This window comes from Micromonospora sp. BQ11 (assembly GCF_052068135.1).
Classification (GTDB): Bacteria; Actinomycetota; Actinomycetes; order Mycobacteriales; family Micromonosporaceae; genus Micromonospora.
The window spans coordinates 650237-669718 of record NZ_JBQHDB010000001.1; the positions used below are offsets into that span (position 1 = coordinate 650237).

Consider the following 19482-nt stretch of genomic DNA (forward strand, 5'->3'; position numbering starts at 1 on the left):
GCACCGGTACGCCTCGGGGATCATCCGACGGCAGGGCCGTACCGCTGCCCGGTCGACGACACTCGGAGTCTCTGACATGTACGACACCTCCCGTAGTGTCAGATTACTCGGCTCCGGTGCCGCGGTGAGCTGTGTCACTCAAGGCCCACCGAGGCTCGAAGCTACTGACAGGTAACATTGCGCCGTGGGCAACTGCACAGCAGCCCGCGGTTGACCGACCGTTAAGTCACGCGGGAGGCTGCGCCCCAGACCGGGCGAGCGATCGCAACACCAACAGGAGGGTCGTCGAAGCGCGATGAACATCGTCGTACTCGTCAAGCAGGTGCCCGATTCGGGCGCGGACCGCAACCTGCGTACTGACGACAACACCGTCGACCGCGGTTCGGCGAACAACGTCATCAACGAGATGGACGAGTACGCCATCGAGGAGGCGTTGAAGATCAAAGAGGCGCACGGCGGCGAGGTCACCATCCTGACCATGGGTCCGGACCGTGCGACCGAGTCGATCCGCAAGGCGCTCTCCATGGGCCCGGACAAGGCCGTCCACGTGGTGGACGACGCCCTGCACGGCTCCTGCGCCGTGGCCACCTCGAAGGTCCTCGCCGCCGCCCTCGGTCAGCTCAACGCCGACCTGGTGATCTGCGGCGCCGAGTCGACCGACGGCCGGGTCCAGGTCCTGCCCCACATGATCGCCGAGCGGCTGGGTGTCGCCGCCCTGACCGGCGCGCGCAAGCTCACCGTCGACGGCTCCACGCTGACCGTCGAGCGGCAGACCGAGGAGGGCTACGAGGTGGTCACCGCCTCGACGCCGGCCGTCGTCTCCGTGTGGGACACCATCAACGAGCCGCGCTACCCGTCCTTCAAGGGCATCATGGCCGCCAAGAAGAAGCCGGTGCAGACGCTCTCCCTGGGTGACCTCGGTGTCGCCCCGACCGAGGTGGGCTTCGACGGTGCGACCAGCGCCGTGCTCGAGCACACCAAGCGCCCGCCGCGCTCCGGCGGCGCGAAGATCACCGACGAGGGCGAGGGCGGCGTCAAGCTGGTCGAGTTCCTCGCCACCGAGAAGTTCGTGTGAGAGGTCTGGACATGTCTGAGGTTCTCGTCGTCGTCGAAGCCACCAAGGAATTCGGCGTCAAGAAGGTCACCCTGGAGATGCTCACCCTCGCCCGCGAGCTGGGCACCCCGAGCGCGGTGGTGCTCGGCGGCGCCGGCGCGGCCGAGGCGCTGAGCGCCAAGCTGGGCGAGTACGGCGCGGAGAAGATCTACGCCGCCGAGGGCGAGGAGATCGACGGGTACCTGGTCGCCCCCAAGGCGACCGTGCTCGCCGAGCTGGTCAAGCGGGTGCAGCCGGCCGCCGTGCTGCTCGCCTCCGCGCAGGAGGGCAAGGAGATCGCCGCCCGCCTCGCCGTCAAGCTGGACAACGGCATCCTGACCGACGTGGTCGGTCTGGACGCCGACGGCACCGCGACCCAGGTCGCCTTCGCCGGCTCCGCCATCGTCAAGTCCAAGGTCACCAAGGGCCTGCCGCTGGTCACCGTCCGGCCGAACTCGGTCAACCCGACCCCCGCGGCGGCCACCCCGGCCGTCGAGCAGCTCACCGTGTCGGTCACCGACACCGACAAGCTGGCCAGGGTCGTCGACCGGGTCGCCGAACAGAAGGGCTCCCGCCCCGAGCTGACCGAGGCCGGGATCGTCGTCTCCGGCGGTCGTGGCGTCGGCAACGCCGACAACTTCAAGCTGGTCGAGGAGCTGGCCGACCTGCTCGGCGGTGCCGTCGGCGCCTCCCGGGCGGCCGTCGACTCCGGCTACTACCCCCACCAGTTCCAGGTGGGCCAGACCGGCAAGACGGTCTCCCCGCAGCTCTACGTCGCGCTCGGCATCTCCGGTGCCATCCAGCACCGGGCCGGCATGCAGACGTCGAAGACGATCGTCGCGGTCAACAAGGACGGCGAGGCGCCGATCTTCGAGCTGGCCGACTTCGGCGTGGTGGGCGACCTGTTCAAGATCGTGCCGCAGGCCGCCGAGGAGATCCGCAAGCGCAAGTAATTCCGGCGCGGCCCCCCCCGCGCCCGCCCGCCGGGCGGCAGTTACACGGAAAGAGTGGCTATTCCCGCGGGAATAGCCACTCTTTCCGTGTAACTGGTGGTGCGGTCCCGTCCCCGCGCGGTGGGGAAGGGAGCTGATCGGCGGGCCGGGGAGCTGAGCCGGCCCGCCGATCAGCCCGTCAGGGTGCCCCTCAGCAGACTGTCGCCGGAGTGGGCGGTGTTGTTGTCGAACGTCTCGGCGGAGACGTCGACCACCGAGTATGCCTCAAGGTCCACGTTCGGTGGCAACGGCAGCAGCTCGTCGGAACTGCCACCCAAAACCCCGACCGAGAACATCTTCATGGTGGTCGGGTCGATCAGCCACACCTCGTAGTACCCCGGAACGTCCGGGAGATTCGCCACGTGCAGGTGCAGTCGACGGTTGTCGAAGACCCGCGCCTCACCCGTGGCGTCCGGCGGCGTCGAGCCGTACGCCGCCAGGGGCGCACTGGCCAGCACCACCTGCGGGGCCGGCTCCGGATCCTTCGGGTCCAGCACGGCGAGCGTGCCGACCACGCCGAGGGCGGCGGCGGCGACCGCCGTCACCGCGATACCCGCCCAGCGCGACCAGCGACTGCGCCGGTGCGGCCGGGGCGTGAGCACCACGCCGCCGGTCCGGTCGCCGTCGCCGCGGTCGTCGGTGTCGTCCGACCGCTGCTGGCGGCGGACGTCGGCGAGCGACGGCAGGTCCTCCGCCGCCCGGACCTCGGCCATGATGCCCTGCCAGACGTGCTCCGGAGGGTCGGGCAGGTCCCGCATGCCCTGGGTGCCCGCACCGAGGCCGGCCACGTGCTGCAGGGTCCGCATCTCGACCCGGCAGTGTTCACAGGTGTCGAGGTGGGTGCTCTCGCCGCTGTCCGCGTCGCTCTCACCGAGCGCCAGAAAGACCAGCCGGTCGTGGTCCAGGTGCTGCACCGTCCACCTCCCATCTGCGTTTCAGGTTCGCCATGCCGCGCCGGATGTGACTCTTCACTGTGCCCAGGGGCACACCGGTCACCGCTGATATCTGCTGGTGTGTCAGGTCGTCGAAGAACGCCAGTTCCAGCATGCGTCGTTGGTCGTCCGGTAGTCGAGCCAGCTCGTCCGCGACGACCAGCCGGTCGACCACGGTGTCCGGGTCCGGGCCGGTCTGCGCCGGCTCCGGCAGCTGCCGGACCGTCTCGACCACCCGGGTCTCCCGGGCCGAGGCCCGCAGCCGGTCGATCACCTTGCGCCGCCCGATGCCGAGCAGCCACCCGATCAGTGAACCCTTGGTCGGGTCGAAGGTGTCCCGACCCAGCCAGGCGGCGACGAACGTCGCCTGGGTCACGTCCTCCGCGTCACTGCGGTTGGCCAGCGTGCTCGTGGCCAGGTGGAGCACCGCGCGACCGTACCGGTCGTAGGCCTCCCGCAACGCCCGTTCGTCGCCGTCGCGGAATCGCGCGGCCAGGTCGTCCTCGGGAGGTGCCGGTTCGCGTCGTACCGCCGTCACCGGACGGTTCGCCTTCCTTGGGGCATGCCCGACTGTAACTCCCACAGTCATCGCCCCACTTCCCCGGTCGCTTTGTCCCACGCGTCGTTCATCTTCTCTTCGGTGCCGCAGGGCCCTTCGGATGCGGTCGGAGGCAAGAAAAAGAAATGTTCCCCGGCCGCATCCACCCGGCGCGGAGCCGGCGTAACCCGTTCTGCAAGCCAGGCCTGACGAATCAGCACCAATCACCAGGAGGCAGTCATCATGCAGCTCTCGAACTTCCGTCGGGTCGCGGCGGGCGGCGCGGTCGCCGCGCTGACGTTCGTCGGGGTCGGCGCCCTCACCGCCACCCCGGCGTACGCCGCCACCTCCAAGGTCTCCGTCGTCCACGGCATCCCGGACACCCCGGTCGACGTGTACGTCAACGGCGAGAAGACGCTCAGCGACTTCAAGCCCGGCACCGTGGCGGGCCCGCTGGACCTGGAGGAGGGCGCGTACGACATCGCGCTCACCAAGCCGGGCGAGGCGATCGGCAGCGCGATCCTCAAGGTGGACGACGCGCAGGTCCCGGGCGGGGCGAACATCAGCATCGCCGCCCACCTGGACGCCGCCGGTCAGCCGAAGATCACGCCGTTCGTCAACGACACCTCGAAGGTCGACGCCGGCAAGGCGCGGCTGATCGTCCGGCACACGGCCGCCGCCCCGGCGGTGGACGTGCGGGCCGGCGGCACCCCGGTCTTCGAGGACCTCACCAACCCGAACGAGGCCAAGGGCGACGTCGACGCCGGCACCGTGAAGGCGGACGTGGTGCTCGCCGGCACCGACACCGTGGCGATCGGCCCGGCGGACCTGAACCTCAAGGAGGGCACCGCGACGATCGTCTACGCGATCGGCTCGGCCGAGGGCGACAGCCTCGACATCGTGGCGCAGACCATCACCGGTCTGCACTCCGCTCCGGCCGGTGTGCCCAGCGGTGACGGTGGCCAGGCCGGTACCGGCGTGGACACCTGGTGGTACGTGCTGGCCGGTGCCGGTGCGCTGCTGCTGGTCGGCGGCGGGGCGCGGGTGGCCACCGCCCGGACCGGTCGCAAGTGACGGTGCGCAACCGCGGCGCGCTGGCGGCCATGGCCGCCGGCGTTGCCGCGCTCACCGTCGCCACGCTGGTGGCGTGCGGCTCCCAGCCGGCCGACAACGTCGGGTCGGAGGAGGCCGAGAACCTCGCCACCACCAGTCCGAGCCCGACCGCGACCGCCGCCGGTCCGGCGGTCCCCGTCACCAAGGGCGAACTGCCCAGCGGTGCGGAGACCGTACCGCCGACCAAGCTGGTCATCCCCGGGATCGACGTCACCGCCACCGTGAACGCCGTCGGGATCAACCAGAAGACCGACGAGTTCGAGGTGCCGCCCAGCGTCGACCAGATCGGCTGGTACCGCTACGGCCCCGGCCTGGAGGCGAAGACCGGGTCGGTGGTCATCGCCGGGCACGTCGACAGCGCCACCCAGGGCAAGGGCGCGTTCTTCCGGCTGAAGGAACTCGACCAGGGCGACACCATGACCGTGACCGGTAGCGACGGCAAGGCCCGTACGTACCGCGTCGTGGCCCGGGAGGAGTACCAGAAGACGAAGATCCCGCTGGAGCGGTACTTCGCCCGGGACGGCAAGCCCCGTCTCACCCTGATCACCTGTGGTGGTCCGTTCGACGCCGAGGCCCGGAGGTACCGCGACAACATCGTGGTCACCGCGGTGCCGGCGTGATTTTCCCGACGCGCCCGTCGGCCGCCCGACCTGCCGGCTGACGTGGCCGCGCCGAGCCGGGGCGGGAGGAGACGCTCCCGCCCCGGCTCCGGCGTCCGGGGGGCGGCACCCCGGCCGTTAGGCTGAACCGTGATGGCATACCTGGATCACGCGGCGACCACTCCGATGCTCGACGAGGCACTGGAGGCGTACGTCGCCACCGCCCGCGAGGTCGGCAACGCGTCCTCCCTGCACGCGTCGGGCCGCCGTGCCCGCCGGCGGGTGGAGGAGTCGCGGGAGCGGGTGGCCGCCGCACTGGGGGCCCGGCCCTCCGAGGTCATCTTCACCGGCGGCGGCACGGAGAGCGACAACCTGGCCGTCAAGGGCATCTTCTGGGCCCGCCGGGCGGCCGACGTCCGCCGTACCCGGGTGGTCTCCAGCGCCGTCGAGCACCACGCCGTGCTGGACGCCGTGGACTGGCTGACCGGCCACGAGGGCGCGGAGGCCGGCTGGCTGCCGGTCGACGCGGCCGGCCGGGTCAGCCCGGACGACCTGCGCACCGAGCTGGCCGCCCACGGCGAGCGGGTCGCCGTCGTGACGACCATGTGGGCCAACAACGAGGTCGGCACCCTCCAACCGGTCGCCGAGCTGGCGGCCGTCGCCGCCGAGCACGGCGTACCGTTCCACACCGACGCGATCCAGGCCGTCGGGCAGGTGCCCGTCGACTTCGCCGGCAGCGGGGTCTCCGCGCTGACCGTCACCGGGCACAAACTCGGCGGGCCGACCGGCGTCGGCGCGCTGCTGCTCGCCCGCGACGTGGCCGCCACGCCCCTGCTGCACGGCGGTGGCCAGGAACGCGACATCCGCTCCGGCACCCTCGACACGGCCGGCATCGTGGCCTTCGCGGTGGCGGTGGAGGCCGTCGTGAAGGGCCAGCAGGAGTACGCCGCCCGGGTCGCCGCGCTCCGCGACGAGCTGGTCGAGCGGGTCCGGGCGGCGGTGCCCGAGGTCATCTTCAACGGCGACCCCACCGACCGGCTGCCGGGCAACGCGCACTTCTCCTTCACCGGCTGCGAGGGCGATGCGCTGCTGCTCCTGCTGGACGCGCAGAGCATCGCCTGTTCGACCGGCTCGGCCTGCTCGGCGGGGGTGGCGCAGCCCTCGCACGTGCTCCTGGCGATGGGCGCCGACGACGACCGGGCCCGTTCCTCGCTGCGCTTCACCCTCGGCCACACCAGCACCGGCGCCGAGGTCGACGCGCTGATCGCGGCCCTACCGGCCGCCGTCGAACGCGCCCGAAGAGCCGCCTCCCTCCGCACCCCCCGCTGACCCGCCCCCGCTCTCTCCCCGCGATCTTGCACTTCCGGTCGCTCCTATGCGGCTTTGCGCCTTGCGCCGGGACAGAAAGTGCAAGATCGCCGGGGGCTGGGGCGGGGCGGGCGGCGAGGGGGGCCGGGAGGGGGCGGCGAGGGGTGGGGTGGGAGGGGCGGGGATTCTGCGGGGATAGGCTCGACGGAGACGTGGGAGGTGTGTCGGTGAGGGTGTTGGCGGCGATGTCGGGCGGCGTGGACTCCGCCGTGGCCGCGGCGCGGGCCGTGGAGGCGGGGCACGACGTGACCGGCGTGCACCTGGCGCTCGCGCGCAACCCGCAGACGTACCGGACCGGTGCGCGCGGCTGCTGCACGCTGGAGGACTCGCGGGACGCCCGTCGGGCCGCCGACGTCATCGGCATCCCGTTCTACGTGTGGGACATGGCCGACCGGTTCCACGCCGACGTGGTGGACGACTTCGTCGCCGAGTACGCGGCCGGTCGTACGCCCAATCCGTGCCTGCGCTGCAACGAGAAGATCAAGTTCGCGGCGGTGCTGGACCGGGCCGTGGCCCTGGGCTTCGACGCCGTGGTCACCGGCCACCACGCCCGGCTCGGCCCGGACGGCCTGCTGCGCCGCAGCGTCGACCTCGCCAAGGACCAGTCGTACGTCCTCGCCGTCCTCACCCGCGCGCAGCTGGACCGGTCGATCTTCCCGCTGGGCGACTCGACCAAGGCCGACGTGCGCGAGGAGGCCGCCCGGCGCGGCCTGGCCGTCGCCGACAAGCCGGACTCGCACGACATCTGCTTCATCGCCGACGGGGACACCCGCGGCTTCCTCGCCCGGCGACTCGGCGAGGCCCCCGGCGACGTGGTCGACGCGACCACCGGCGCGGTGGTGGGCAGCCACAGCGGGGCGTACGCGTACACCGTCGGTCAGCGGCGCGGCCTGCACCTGGACCGGCCGGCACCGGACGGTCGCCCCCGCTACGTGCTCTCCATCACGCCGAAGACCAACACCGTGACCGTCGGCCCGGCCGACGCGCTGGAGGTCTCCCGGGTCCGCGCCGAGCGTCCGGTGTGGACCGGTGGCGCCCGCCCCGACGCCGCGCTGGAGTGCGAGGTGCAGTTGCGGGCGCACGGTGACGTGGTGCCGGCGACGGTCGAGCTGACCGCCGACGGCCTGACCGCCGAGCTGCGCCGTCCCGTCCGGGGGGTCGCCGCCGGCCAGGCTCTCGTCGCGTACCGGCCGGACCCGGCCGGCGACGTGGTGCTCGGCTCGGCGACCATCGCCGGCTGACCGGAGTTCCGTACCCGATAGTCTTCGGCCGTGACAGATCAGGCGTGGCCCTGGCCGGCCGGCGCGGCGACCGGCATCGGTTCGCTGCCCGGCACCGACGTCGCGGAGGCGCAGCGGGTCGTCCTCGGTGAGCTGCCCGCGCTGCCCCACCTGCCGGAGCTGCCGGCGCGGGGTCCCGGCGCCGACCTGATCGGTCGCACCGCCGGGCTGCTGGTCGAGCTGCCCGTCGAGGTGTACGCGGGCCGCTGGCGTGTCGCCCTCCGCCCCGGCCGGGACCTGCGCCGCGCCCGGGACTTCCTGGAACGGGACCTCGACCAGCTCGCCGAGCAGGCCGAGGAGTTCGCCGGTCCGGTGAAGGTCCAGGTCGGCGGCCCGTTCACGCTGGCCGCCTCGTTGGAGCTGCCGATCGGCGGCCGGATGCTGCGCGACCCGGGCGCGGTGCGGGACCTGACCGGTTCGCTCGCCGAGGGCGTACGCGAGCACGTCGCGGCGGTCCGTCGCCGGCTGCCCCGGGCGTCGGTGCTGCTCCAGGTCGACGAGCCGTCGCTGCCGACGGTGCTGGCCGGACGGGTGCCCACCGAGAGTGGTCTGGGCGTCTACCGGCCGGTGGAGTCGGACCTCGCCCGCTCGCTGCTGCGGACCGTCGTCGACGCGGCCGGCGTTCCGGTGGTCGTGCACTGCTGTGCGCCGGACGTGCCGCTGGACCTGATCCGGTCGGCCGGCGCCGTCGGGGTCGCCCTCGACCTGGAGCTGGTCACCGACCTGGACCCGCTCGGGGAGGCGATCGACGCGGGGCTGGGGCTGCTGGCCGGCGCCGCGCCGACCCGGCCGCCGTCCGCCGGTCGCGCACCGACGTCGGCCGAGGTCGCCGACCGGGTACGCCGGATCTGGGACCGGCTCGGCTTTCCGCCCCGGCAACTGGCCGAGCAGGTCGTGGTGACCCCGTCCTGCGGGCTCGCCGACGCCACCGAGTCGTACGCCCGCGCGGTGCTCGCCGCGTGCCGGGACGCCGGGCGGCGGCTCGCCGAGGCGTGAGGGTTTCCTGTCGTACCGGCGGGGCAGGATGGTCGACGTGATTGGACACCTGCGTTCCGTGGTGATCGACTGCCCCGACCCGCGGGCACTCGCCACGTTCTACTCCGAGCTGCTCGGCCTGCCGCTGGACGCCGAGGGGACCAGCGGCGACGAATGGGTGGTGATCTCCGGCTCCGGCCACCGCCTCGCCTTCCAGCAGGCGCCGACCCTCCGCCCGCCGACGTGGCCCGAGCCGGGCGTTCCCCAGCAGTTCCATCTGGACGTCCAGGTGGACGACGTCGAGGCCGCCGAGAAGCAGGTGCTGGCGCTGGGCGCCCGCCGGCTGCCCGGTGGGGGCGCCGACTTCCGGGTCTACGCCGACCCGGCCGGTCACCCGTTCTGCCTGGTCTTCGACGTCGACTGAGAGGCTCGGGGCCGGTCCGACCCGGGATGGGCGGGCCGGCCCGGGTTTCGCCGGTTGCGGGCGGACGGCATGATCCGATGCATGATCGACACCTCGCTCCGGCGGGCCGCCGGCTCGCTGTTCGGCCTCGCCTACGGTGACGCCCTCGGCAAGGACACTGAATTCCTGACCGTCGCCGAGATCGTCCGTCGGTACGGGCCGGCCGGCCCGCGTGACCTCACCGGGGATCCGGCGCTGGTCACCGACGACACGCAGATGGCGCTCGCGGTCGGCTGGGCGCTGCACGAGGCGCCGGTGCTCACCCCCGAGGTGGTCGGGCCGCTGCTGCGGCAACGGTTCCTGGACTGGTCGGTCAGCCCGGACAACAACCGCGCCCCGGGCATGACCTGCCTGCGCGCCTGCGCCGAGCTGAGCCGGGGGCTGCGCTGGCAGGAGGCGACGGTCGCCGGCTCGAAGGGCTGCGGGGCGAACATGCGGGTCACCCCGGTCGGTTTGGTCGACGTCGACCTGGACACCCTCGCCGGGCTCGCCCAGCTCCAGGCCGGCCTGACCCACGGTCACCCGACCGGCCTGGCGGCCAGCGAGCTGACCGCGTACGCGGTGCGGGTGGTGCGCGACGGTGCGGCCCTGGCGGAGGTGCCCGCGCTGCTGACCGACCGGGCGCGCGAGCAGCGGCGGGTCTACCGCGCGGACTGGCTCGGCGACCTGTGGGGGCGGCCCGGGGCGTCCACCCCGGAGGACTTCGTCGCCCGGGGCTGGGACGAGTGCCTCGACGTGCTCGCCCGGCTCGACGCCGCGCTGGCCCGTCCGGACGACGGCGGTGACGCGTGCCGGCACACCGGCGAGGGATGGATCGCGGAGGAGGCACTGGCCACCGCGTTGTACTGCGCCGTCCGGCACGCCGACGACCCGGTGACCGCCCTGGCCCGGGCCGCCACCACCGCCGGCGACTCCGACTCGATCGCCGCTCTGGCCGGGGCCTTCGTCGGCGCCGCGCACGGCATGCCGGCCTGGCCGACGGAATGGGCGACCCGCATCGAGTACGCCGACCAGCTCACCGCCCTCTCCGAGGCCTGGGACTGACCCGGTCGACGCCGTCCCACCGGGTCGGGCCGGTCCGGGTCAGGCGGTGCGGAGGTGGGGGAGACGGCGGATCTCGCGCCAGAGCGCCGGGTCGCAGGTGCCGACGTGGTTGGAGAAGTCGGCCAGGGGGATGTGGACCGGCTCGGCCAGGTTGACGAAGCTGTCGTGGTCGGCGTCCGGGTCCCACTCGCGGGTCGGGATGCGTACGTGGTCGTCCCGGTCGCTCTTGTCCTGACTGGTGATCTTCAGGACGTCGGCGCTCCCCGACCCGACCCGCAGCACCAGGCAGGGCCGCACCTTCGAGCCGCTGCCGTCGGCGTACGGGACGTCGGCCCACCAGATCTCGCCGGCCGTCGGCGCCGCCTGGCCGGTACGCGGGCGCGGCGGTGCGGTGGACCGGGTACGACCGCGCGACGGCGCGCCGGGACGGGTGCCTCCGGGCTTCCCGGTGCGCCCGGCCGGCCGGCGGGTGCCCGCGCGACGCCGCCAGTCGTTCCACGCCCAACCGGCGGCCACCGCCAGCACCACCGCCACCGCCCAGAGCAGCCATTCGGGCATCGGTACCTCCGTCGGGTCGAGCGGCGGACCCGGCCGCCGTCGGGCGATCCTCGCACGTCAACGGCCGGTTCGCCGCTCGGGCGTGGCGGGTGGGCGGCGGATTGTCCCACCGGACCGATACGGTGCCGGGTAGCGGAGAAACGGGAGGTCCCAAGCGGTGTCGGAGGAAGTTGTCGGCCAGCAGGTCAGCGCGGCACAGGAGGCGGCGGCGGGCACCGAGCCGACCCCGGAGGCCCGGGAGCGGCACGCCACGCTCAGCCGGGAGCTGACCGAGCACCAGTACCGCTACTACGTCCTGGACGCGCCGACCGTCTCCGACGCCGAGTTCGACAAGCAGCTTCGTGAGCTGGAGGCGCTGGAGGCGGAGTTCCCGGCGCTGCGCACGCCCGACTCACCGACGCAGCGGGTCGGCGGGACCTTCTCCACCGACTTCACGCCGGTCGCCCACGCCGAGCGGATGATGTCGCTCGACAACGCCTTCGCCGACGAGGAGCTGGCCGCGTGGGCCGAGCGGGTCGAGCGGGACGCCGGCGGCCCGGTGCCCTACCTCTGCGAGCTGAAGGTCGACGGCCTCGCCATCAACCTCACCTACGAGAAGGGGCGGCTGGTGCGTGCCGCGACCCGGGGTGACGGCCGCACCGGTGAGGACGTCACCGCCAACGTCCGCAGCATCCGCGACGTGCCGGGCGAGCTCACCCCGTCGGCCGAGTTCCCCGACGTGCCCGAGTTCATCGAGGTGCGGGGCGAGATCTACTTCCCGGTCGCGGCGTTCGCCGACCTCAACGCGAGCCTGGTCGAGCAGGGCAAGGCGCCGTTCGCCAACCCGCGCAACGCCGCCGCGGGCAGCCTGCGGCAGAAGGACCCGCGGATCACGGCGTCCCGGCCGCTGCGCCTGGTCGTGCACGGCATCGGCGCCCGCCGCGGCTTCCGGCCGAGCGCCCAGTCCGAGTCGTACGCGGCGCTGAAGGCGTGGGGGTTGCCGACCAGCGACCGGTGGCGGGTGGTGCCCGACCTGGCCGGTGTCGCCGACTACATCGCCCACTACGCGGTGCACCGGCACGACGTGGAGCACGAGATCGACGGCGTGGTGGTCAAGGTCGACCCGGTCTCCATCCAGGGCCGCCTCGGCTCCACCAGTCGCGCGCCGCGCTGGGCGATCGCCTTCAAGTACCCGCCCGAGGAGGTCAACACCCGGCTGCTCGACATCGACGTCAACGTCGGTCGCACCGGCCGGGTGACCCCGTTCGCGGTCCTGGAGCCGGTCCGGGTGGCCGGGTCGACGGTGGCCCTGGCCACGCTGCACAACGCCCGCGAGGTCGAGCGCAAGGGCGTGCTGATCGGCGACACGGTGGTGATCCGCAAGGCCGGTGACGTGATCCCCGAGGTGCTCGGGCCGGTGGTCGAGCTGCGCCCGGCCGACGCCCGCCCGTTCGTGATGCCCAGCACCTGCCCGGCCTGCGGCACGCCGCTCGCGCCGGCCAAGGAGGGCGACGTCGACATCCGCTGCCCCAACACGCGCAGCTGCCCGGCCCAGCTGCGCGAGCGGGTCTTCCACCTCGCCGGCCGGGGGGCGTTCGACATCGAGGTGCTCGGCTACAAGGGCGCCGCCGCCCTGCTCGACGCGGAGGTCATCCAGGACGAGGGGGACCTGTTCGCCCTCGACGCCGAGCAGCTCGCCCGCTCGCCGTTCTTCGTCAACAAGGACGGCAGCCTGGGCAGCAACGCGGTCAAGCTGCTGGACAACCTCGCCGTGGCGAAGGAGCGCGACCTGTGGCGGGTGCTCGTCGCGCTCTCCATCCGGCACGTGGGCCCCACCGCCGCCCAGGCGCTGGCCCGGCACTTCCGCTCGATGGACGCGATCGACCGGGCGAGCGAGGAGGAGCTGTCCTCCGTGGACGGTGTCGGCCCGACGATCGCCGTGAGCATCCGTGAGTGGTTCGCCGTCGACTGGCATCGCGAGGTCGTCCGCAAGTGGGCCGACGCCGGCGTACGCATGTCGGAGGAGGTGGTCGACGAGGGCCCGCGCCCCCTGGAGGGGGTGACCGTGGTGGTGACCGGGACGCTCGCCGGTTTCTCCCGGGACCAGGCCGCCGAGGCGATCCAGAGCCGGGGCGGCAAGGTGAGCGGGTCGGTCTCCAAGAAGACCGGCTTCGTGGTGGTCGGCGACAACCCCGGCTCCAAGGCCGAGAAGGCAGCCGGTCTCAAGCTGCCGATGCTCGACGAGGACGGGTTCCGGGTGCTGCTCGACTCCGGCCCGGACGCCGCCCGTGAGGTCGCCCGCGTCGAGGGCTGACCGCCCGCACGGATTGTAGGCGCGTATACCAACTTAATCACGACTACGACCGATTCGTGACTGTCATACCGGGAAACTCGACGCCGAGGGCGTTTCATTGGGGCACGGTGTGTGCGGGACACGCCGGTCGTCGTCTGCGGAGGTGTGAATGGAGACCGCCGATCCGCGCAACTCCGTTCCACCGGAGGTGACGGCGCGGTTCTCCGCCTTCGTGGCGGCGGTCCTCGGGGTGGCCGTTCTCGTCTCGGCCGGTCCACTGCTGGCGCTTCCCGGTCGGCTCGACGATCTGCCGGCCGCCTTCTGGACCATGGCGGCGCTGGCGGTCGCCTGTGACGCCCGCCCGTTCGTCCCGCCGGGGCGGCGCCAGTCGTCGGCGGTCTTCCCCTCCACCTGCTTCACCTTCGCGATCCTGCTGGGTTGGGGCCTGGGCCCGGCGGTCGCCGTCCAGGCGGTGGCGGTGGTGGTGTCGGGCTGGCGGATGGGGTACGCCCCCTGGCGGACCGCCTTCAACGCCGGTCAGTACGCCTGTGCGCTCGGCGCCGCGTACGCGGTCACGCTTCTCGGGGCGGGCAGCGTCTTCGACGGCGGTCGACTGCGCTGGACGGACGTGGCCGTCGTGGGTGCCGCCACGGTGGCCTGGTTCCTGGTCAACTACGGCTTGGTGAGCGCCGCCGTCCGCCTGCGGTTCGGTGACCGCTGGTGGCCCGGCCTGCGGCAGGGGCTCGGGTTCGAGCTGCTCTCCACCGGCTCGCTGCTCCTGCTCGCCCCGGTGCTGGTCTCCGCGGCGCGGGCCAGCGCGGCGCTGATCCCGCTGGTGCTGGTGCCCCTGTTCGCCGTCTACCGGATGGCGCGGCTCAGCGTCGAGCAGCAGCAACTCGCCTCCCTGGACCCGCTCACCGGCCTGCCCAACCGCAAGGCCCTGCTGGCGGAGGTCGGTGAGCAGGTCCACCTGCACGCCGAACGCGCCGCCCGGGGCGAGCCGGACTCCCGGCTGGCCCTGCTCCTGCTCGACCTGGACCGGTTCAAGCACGTCAACGACGCCCTCGGTCACGCCGTGGGGGACCGGCTGCTGGTCGAGGTGAGCGCCCGGCTGACCGAGGCCGCCGGCGGCGACATGGTGGCCCGGCTGGGTGGGGACGAGTTCGCCATCGTGATGACCGGCCTCACCGACGCGGGGGAGGCGCGTGACCTCGCCGACCGGGTGGTCGCCGCGCTGGCCGAGCCGGTCCCCCTGGACGGCCTGCCGCTGGACGTGGGCGGCTCGATCGGCGTGGCGCTCTTCCCCGACCACGGCGAGGACTTCGCCACCCTGATGCGCCACGCCGACGTGGCGATGTACGACGCGAAGCACCGCAACGACACGGTGGCCGTGTACACGGCCGAGTCCGACCACAACTCCGCCGAGCGGCTCGGCCTGCTGGCCGACCTGCGCCGGGTCCTGGAGTCCGGCCCCTCCACCGTCGGCCCTCCGCCGGGAGGCGCGGGGCCGGACCTGGCGGGGTTCCCCGCCGGGCCGGTGCTGCCGCGAGGCGGGCCGGGTGAGGTACGGGGCTCGGACGGGGCGGAACTGCCGGCCGCCGCGGTGGACAGCCGCGCCGACGGGTCCGGCCGGTGGCGACGGTGGCGCCGCCGCCAGCCGACGGACCTGGTCCACACCGACGAGCTGATCAACCACATCGTCACCGCCGCGGATCCGATCCGTCGCCGGGCGGCGCGCGCGGCGGAGGACGCCCCGAACGGCCGGGCCGCGACGACGCGTGGTTCCGACGCGTACGCCGAGGACACCGTGCCCGGCCCGACCGCCGCGCCGCACGCGGCCGACGCGGCGGACGGCGCCGGTTCGACCAACGCCAACGGGGCCGGCCCCGCCGACGCCGACTCCACCTTCAACGGCACCGGCCGGCGGGGGATCGACGCCGACCTGGGCGCCGGCGCGGGCGAGATCACGATGTACTACCAGCCGCAGATCGCCATCGCCACCGGTGAGGTGGTCGGCGTCGAGGCGTTGCTGCGCTGGCGGCACCCGCGCCGGGGGATGGTCGACCCGGAGGAGCTGATCCGGGTCGCCGAGCAGAGCGCGGTGATGCGGCTGCTGACCCGGCGCGTCGTCGACGACGTGGTGGAGCAGTTGGCGCGGTGGTCGGCCGCCGGCATCACCCTGCGGGCCGCGCTCAACGTCAGCGTGCGGGACCTGCACACCGGCGAGATCGCCGACCAGATCGCCGACCGGCTCGCCCGGCACGGGGTGCCGCCGCAGCGGCTGCAACTGGAGATCACCGAGGGTGCCCTGATGGCCGACCCGCGCCGGGTGCTGGCCACGATCTCCCGACTGCACCGGATCGGGGTGGGCATCGCGCTGGACGACTTCGGCACCGGCTACTCGTCGTTGCAGCACCTGCGCCGGCTGCCGCTGTCCGAGGTGAAGGTGGACCGGTCGTTCGTGCTGGGGATGGCCGACGACGCCGACGACGCGGCGATCGTCACGTCGACGATCGGGCTCGCCGGGGCGCTCGGGCTGCGCGTGGTCGCCGAGGGGGTCGAGGACGAGCGGACCTGGCGGATGCTGCACGCGGCCGGGTGCGACGCCGCCCAGGGCTGGTTCTACGCCCGCCCGATGCCGGCCGACGAGCTGGTCGCCTGGTTGGCGCGTTACCGACCGGTGCGTCCCACCGCCGACCCGGACGCCGAGATCCCCCGCCGGCACGCCCGCTGACCCCTCCGAGGGGGAGTGGGGGACGGGTCGCCGGGGCGGAACAATAGACTCGCACCGGTCACCGCGCGTCACGCACCACCCGCCGCGCGGTCGGCGTACAGACGCAGCAGGACAGCCACGAAGGGGGCACCGATGGCCGCCATCTCCCGCGAGGAGGTCGCGCACCTCGCGCGACTGTCGCGGCTCGCCGTGACGGAGGAGGAGCTGGACACCTTCGCCGGCCAGCTCGACGTGATCCTCCAGGCGGTCGCCCAGGTGGGCGAGGTCGCCGCGGCGGACATCCCGCCGACCTCGCACTCGGTGCCACTGACCAACGTGCTCCGCGAGGACGTCGTGACGCCGTGTCTGACCCCCGAGGAGGTCCTGTCGGGCGCGCCCGACGCCGAGGAGCAGCGGTTCCGCGTCCCGCGGATCCTGGACGAGGATGTGGCATCGTGAGCACCGATCTGACCAAGCTCAGCGCCGTCGAGATCGCGGGGCTGGTGGCCAGTGGCGAGACCAGCGCCGTCGAGGTCACCCAGGCCCACCTCGACCGTATCGCCGCGGTCGACGACCGGGTGCACGCCTTCCTGCACGTCGACACCGAGGGCGCGCTGACCGCCGCCCGCGACGTGGACGCCCGCCGCGCCGCCGGCGAGGAGCTGGGCCCGCTGGCCGGCGTGCCGGTCGCCGTGAAGGACGTGCTCGCCACCAAGGGCGTGCCGACCACCGTCGGGTCGAAGATCCTGGAGGGCTGGCGCCCGCCGTACGACTCGACGATCGTGCAGCGGTTGCGTGCGGCCGGCACGGTGATGCTCGGCAAGACCAACATGGACGAGTTCGCGATGGGCTCCTCCACCGAGTACTCCGCGTACGGACCCACCCACAACCCGTGGGACCTGGACCGGATTCCGGGCGGTTCCGGCGGCGGCAGCGCGGCGGCACTGGCCGCGTACGAGGCGCCGTTGGCGATCGGCTCGGACACCGGCGGCTCGATCCGGCAGCCGGGCGCCGTCACCGGCACGGTCGGCGCGAAGCCGACGTACGGCGGCACGTCCCGCTACGGCCTGGTGGCGTTCTCGTCCTCGCTGGACACCCCCGGCCCGTGTGCGCGTACGGTGCTGGACGCTGCCCTGCTGCACCAGGCGATCGCCGGGCACGACCCCCGGGACTCCACCTCCATCCCGGCCCCGGTGCCGGACGTGGTGGCCGCCGCGAGGCGTGGCGCGTCCGGTGACCTGACCGGTGTGAAGCTCGGCATCGTCACCGAGTTCGCCGGCGAGGGCGGGGAGCCCGGCGTGCTGGCCGCGTTCCGCGAGGCCGTCGACGCGCTGGCGAAGCTCGGTGCCGAGATCGTCGAGGTGTCCTGCCCGAACTTCACGTACGCGTTGCCGGCGTACTACCTGATCGCGCCCAGCGAGTGCTCCTCCAACCTGGCCCGGTTCGACGGCGTCCGGTTCGGCCTGCGGGTCGGCGACGACGGCAACCGGTCGCTGGAGGAGGTCATGTCGCTGACCCGCGAGGCCGGCTTCGGCCCCGAGGTCAAGCGCCGGATCATGATCGGCACGTACGCGCTGTCGTCCGGGTACTACGACGCCTACTACGGGCAGGCGCAGAAGGTCCGCACCCTGATCACGCGGGACTTCACCGCGGCGTTCGAGCAGGTCGACGCGCTGATCTCGCCGACCACGCCGTTCGTGGCGTTCCCGATCGGGGCGCGCACCTCCGACCCGTACCAGATGTACCTGGCCGACCTGTACACGATCCCGACGAACCTCTACGGCGGGCCGGGCATCTCGGTGCCGTGCGGGCTCTCCGACGGGCTGCCGGTCGGCCTCCAGGTGATGGCGCCGACGATGGCCGACGACCGGATGTACCGGGTCGCCGCCGCGCTGGAGAGCGCGGTCGGCACGTTCACTCCACCGGCACTGTGAGGCAGGAGCTCAAATGACGACGACACTGCCCGCGTACGACGAGGTCGTCGCGCGCTACGAACCGGTGATCGGCCTGGAGACCCACGTCGAGCTGGGCACGAACACCAAGATGTTCTGCGGCTGCCCGACCGACTTCGGCGGCGAGCCCAACACCCGGGTCTGCCCGGTCTGCCTGGGCCTTCCCGGCTCGCTCCCGGTGGCCAACAAGGCGGCCATCGAGGCGACCATCCGGATCGGCCTCGCGCTGAACTGCTCCATCGCGGAGTGGTGCCGGTTCGCCCGGAAGAACTACTTCTACCCGGACATGCCGAAGAACTTCCAGATCAGCCAGTACGACGAGCCGCTCTGCGTCGACGGTTACCTGGACGTCGAGGTGAACGGCGAGCTGGTCCGCATCGGCATCGAGCGGGTGCACCTGGAGGAGGACACCGGCAAGACGCTGCACGTGGGCGGCGCCACCGGTCGGATCCACGGCGCGACCGAGTCGCTGGTCGACTACAACCGGGCCGGCATCCCGCTGGTGGAGATCGTCACCAAGCCGGTCCCCGGCACCGGGGCGCTGGCGCCCGAGGTGGCCAAGGCGTACGTCACCGAGCTGCGGGACGTGATCCGCTCGCTCGGCGTCTCCGACGTGCGGATGGAGGAGGGGTCGCTGCGCTGCGACGTCAACACCTCCCTCAACCTGCCGGGCGAGGAGTGGGGCACCCGCACCGAGACCAAGAACGTCAACTCGCTGCGTTCGGTGGAGCGGGCCGTCCGTTCGGAGATCCTGCGTCAGGCGTCGGTGCTCGACGCGGGCGGCCGGATCACCCAGGAGACCCGGCACTTCCAGGAGGACACCGGGGACACCCGGCCCGGCCGCTCCAAGGAGACCGCGACCGACTACCGGTACTTCCCGGAGCCGGACCTGGTACCCCTCGCGCCGGACGCCGCCTGGGTCGCCGAGCTGAAGGCCGCGCTGCCGGAGCTTCCCCGGCTGCACCGCCGCCGGTTGCAGGAGCAGTGGGGCCTGTCCGAGCTGGACATGCAGTCGGTGCTCAACGCCGGCGCGGTGGAGCTGATCGAGCAGACCGTCGCCGCCGGGGCGACCCCGGCCGCCGCCCGCAAGTGGTGGCTGGGCGAGCTGTCCCGCCGGGCCAACGAGACCGGTGCGGAGTTGAGCGACGTCGGGGCCACCCCGGAACAGGTCGCCGAGCTGCAGGGCCTGGTCGACGCCGGCAAACTCAACGACAAGCTCGCCCGTACCGTCCTGGAGGGCGTGGTCGCCGGCGAGGGCTCGCCGACCGAGGTGATGACCAACCGGAACCTGGAGGTCGTGTCGGACACCGGCGCGCTCACCGCCGCCGTGGACGAGGCGATCGCCGCGAACCCCGCCATCGCCGACAAGATCCGTAGCGGCAAGGTCGCCGCGGCCGGCGCGCTGGTCGGCGCGGTCATGAAGACGACCCGTGGCCAGGCCGACGCGAAGACCGTCCGTGAGCTGATCCTGGAGCGCCTCGGCGCCCAGGGCTGAGTTGCAAGGAAGGGCCCCTTCTTAACGCCTGGTGCATAGGAAGGGGCCCTTCCTAACGCCGCACCCGCTGCACCCCCCGCACCCCTCGCGAGGGC

General features: G+C 73.0%; 17 protein-coding genes. 14 read left to right on the forward strand and 3 right to left on the reverse strand.

Annotation, left to right across the window (positions count from 1 at the left end; translation table 11 throughout):
- Positions 1-295 precede the first annotated feature (295 nt).
- Positions 296-1075, forward strand: coding sequence for an electron transfer flavoprotein subunit beta/FixA family protein (locus ACTMSW_RS03175; RefSeq protein ID WP_441178890.1), 780 nt, complete (start codon positions 296-298; stop codon positions 1073-1075).
- Between the two features lie 11 nt (positions 1076-1086).
- Positions 1087-2046, forward strand: a complete 960-nt coding sequence (locus ACTMSW_RS03180) for an electron transfer flavoprotein subunit alpha/FixB family protein (protein ID WP_441178891.1) — start codon at positions 1087-1089, stop codon at positions 2044-2046.
- A 170-nt stretch (positions 2047-2216) separates the two neighbouring features.
- Here the strand turns inward: ACTMSW_RS03180 and ACTMSW_RS03185 are convergent, their stop codons facing one another.
- Positions 2217-2999, reverse strand: a complete 783-nt coding sequence (locus ACTMSW_RS03185) for an anti-sigma factor (RefSeq protein ID WP_441178892.1) — start codon at positions 2997-2999, stop codon at positions 2217-2219.
- Positions 2953-3555: an RNA polymerase sigma factor gene (locus ACTMSW_RS03190; protein ID WP_441178893.1), complete on the reverse strand. Its 603-nt coding sequence runs from the start codon at positions 3553-3555 to the stop codon at positions 2953-2955. The genes ACTMSW_RS03185 and ACTMSW_RS03190 overlap by 47 nt, the downstream gene beginning before the upstream one ends.
- A 243-nt stretch (positions 3556-3798) precedes the next feature.
- Between ACTMSW_RS03190 and ACTMSW_RS03195 the strand changes: the two genes are divergently transcribed.
- The 7 genes from ACTMSW_RS03195 to ACTMSW_RS03225 all read left to right on the forward strand — a co-directional run bounded on the left by ACTMSW_RS03195 (position 3799) and on the right by ACTMSW_RS03225 (position 10397).
- Positions 3799-4629: a DUF4397 domain-containing protein gene (locus ACTMSW_RS03195; protein WP_441178894.1), complete on the forward strand. Its 831-nt coding sequence runs from the start codon at positions 3799-3801 to the stop codon at positions 4627-4629.
- Positions 4626-5288, forward strand: coding sequence for a class F sortase (locus ACTMSW_RS03200; RefSeq protein WP_441178895.1), 663 nt, complete (start codon positions 4626-4628; stop codon positions 5286-5288). The genes ACTMSW_RS03195 and ACTMSW_RS03200 overlap by 4 nt, the downstream gene beginning before the upstream one ends.
- 132 nt (positions 5289-5420) lie before the next feature.
- Positions 5421-6596, forward strand: coding sequence for a cysteine desulfurase family protein (locus ACTMSW_RS03205; protein ID WP_441178896.1), 1176 nt, complete (start codon positions 5421-5423; stop codon positions 6594-6596).
- A gap of 206 nt (positions 6597-6802) precedes the next feature.
- Positions 6803-7876 carry a tRNA 2-thiouridine(34) synthase MnmA gene (mnmA, locus tag ACTMSW_RS03210; protein WP_441178897.1) on the forward strand — a complete coding sequence of 358 codons (1074 nt, stop codon included), beginning with the start codon at positions 6803-6805 and terminating at the stop codon, positions 7874-7876.
- Between the two features lie 30 nt (positions 7877-7906).
- Complete coding sequence (locus tag ACTMSW_RS03215; RefSeq protein WP_441178898.1) at positions 7907-8911, forward strand: methionine synthase; 1005 nt, start codon at positions 7907-7909, stop codon at positions 8909-8911.
- A 37-nt stretch (positions 8912-8948) separates the two neighbouring features.
- Entirely contained in the window at positions 8949-9314 is a 366-nt protein-coding gene (locus ACTMSW_RS03220) for a VOC family protein (protein ID WP_441178899.1), read from the forward strand.
- 81 nt (positions 9315-9395) lie between these two features.
- Positions 9396-10397 (forward strand): ADP-ribosylglycohydrolase family protein, encoded by a 1002-nt coding sequence (locus tag ACTMSW_RS03225; RefSeq protein WP_441178900.1) that lies wholly within the window; start codon positions 9396-9398, stop codon positions 10395-10397.
- A 39-nt stretch (positions 10398-10436) separates the two neighbouring features.
- Here ACTMSW_RS03225 and ACTMSW_RS03230 read toward each other — a convergent pair whose 3' ends face one another.
- Positions 10437-10955, reverse strand: a complete 519-nt coding sequence (locus ACTMSW_RS03230) for a type II toxin-antitoxin system PemK/MazF family toxin (protein WP_441178901.1) — start codon at positions 10953-10955, stop codon at positions 10437-10439.
- Between the two features lie 157 nt (positions 10956-11112).
- Here ACTMSW_RS03230 and ligA point away from each other — a divergent pair, with 157 nt between their 5' ends.
- The 5 genes from ligA to gatB all read left to right on the forward strand — a co-directional run bounded on the left by ligA (position 11113) and on the right by gatB (position 19387).
- Positions 11113-13248: an NAD-dependent DNA ligase LigA gene (gene ligA, locus ACTMSW_RS03235; protein ID WP_441178902.1), complete on the forward strand. Its 2136-nt coding sequence runs from the start codon at positions 11113-11115 to the stop codon at positions 13246-13248.
- A gap of 148 nt (positions 13249-13396) precedes the next feature.
- Entirely contained in the window at positions 13397-15961 is a 2565-nt protein-coding gene (locus ACTMSW_RS03240; protein WP_441178903.1) for a putative bifunctional diguanylate cyclase/phosphodiesterase, read from the forward strand.
- 132 nt (positions 15962-16093) lie between these two features.
- On the forward strand, positions 16094-16399 hold the full coding sequence (gene gatC / locus ACTMSW_RS03245; RefSeq protein WP_441178904.1) for an Asp-tRNA(Asn)/Glu-tRNA(Gln) amidotransferase subunit GatC: 306 nt from the start codon (positions 16094-16096) through the stop codon (positions 16397-16399).
- Entirely contained in the window at positions 16396-17874 is a 1479-nt protein-coding gene (gene gatA / locus ACTMSW_RS03250) for an Asp-tRNA(Asn)/Glu-tRNA(Gln) amidotransferase subunit GatA (protein WP_441178905.1), read from the forward strand. The genes gatC and gatA overlap by 4 nt, the downstream gene beginning before the upstream one ends.
- A gap of 13 nt (positions 17875-17887) precedes the next feature.
- Entirely contained in the window at positions 17888-19387 is a 1500-nt protein-coding gene (gatB, locus tag ACTMSW_RS03255; protein WP_441178906.1) for an Asp-tRNA(Asn)/Glu-tRNA(Gln) amidotransferase subunit GatB, read from the forward strand.
- Positions 19388-19482 lie beyond the last annotated feature (95 nt).

What these genes read in the sequence shown, in the direction of transcription:
- ACTMSW_RS03175 (WP_441178890.1), top strand. Translation starts at nt 296, where the DNA reads ATGAACATCGTCGTACTCGTCAAGCAGGTGCCCGATTCGGGCGCGGAC.
- ACTMSW_RS03180 (WP_441178891.1), top strand. Translation starts at nt 1,087, where the DNA reads ATGTCTGAGGTTCTCGTCGTCGTCGAAGCCACCAAGGAATTCGGCGTC.
- ACTMSW_RS03195 (WP_441178894.1), top strand. Translation starts at nt 3,799, where the DNA reads ATGCAGCTCTCGAACTTCCGTCGGGTCGCGGCGGGCGGCGCGGTCGCC.
- ACTMSW_RS03205 (WP_441178896.1), top strand. Translation starts at nt 5,421, where the DNA reads ATGGCATACCTGGATCACGCGGCGACCACTCCGATGCTCGACGAGGCA.
- ACTMSW_RS03225 (WP_441178900.1), top strand. Translation starts at nt 9,396, where the DNA reads ATGATCGACACCTCGCTCCGGCGGGCCGCCGGCTCGCTGTTCGGCCTC.
- ACTMSW_RS03230 (WP_441178901.1), bottom strand. Translation starts at nt 10,955, where the DNA reads ATGCCCGAATGGCTGCTCTGGGCGGTGGCGGTGGTGCTGGCGGTGGCC.
- ACTMSW_RS03240 (WP_441178903.1), top strand. Translation starts at nt 13,397, where the DNA reads ATGGAGACCGCCGATCCGCGCAACTCCGTTCCACCGGAGGTGACGGCG.
- gatC (WP_441178904.1), top strand. Translation starts at nt 16,094, where the DNA reads ATGGCCGCCATCTCCCGCGAGGAGGTCGCGCACCTCGCGCGACTGTCG.
- gatB (WP_441178906.1), top strand. Translation starts at nt 17,888, where the DNA reads ATGACGACGACACTGCCCGCGTACGACGAGGTCGTCGCGCGCTACGAA.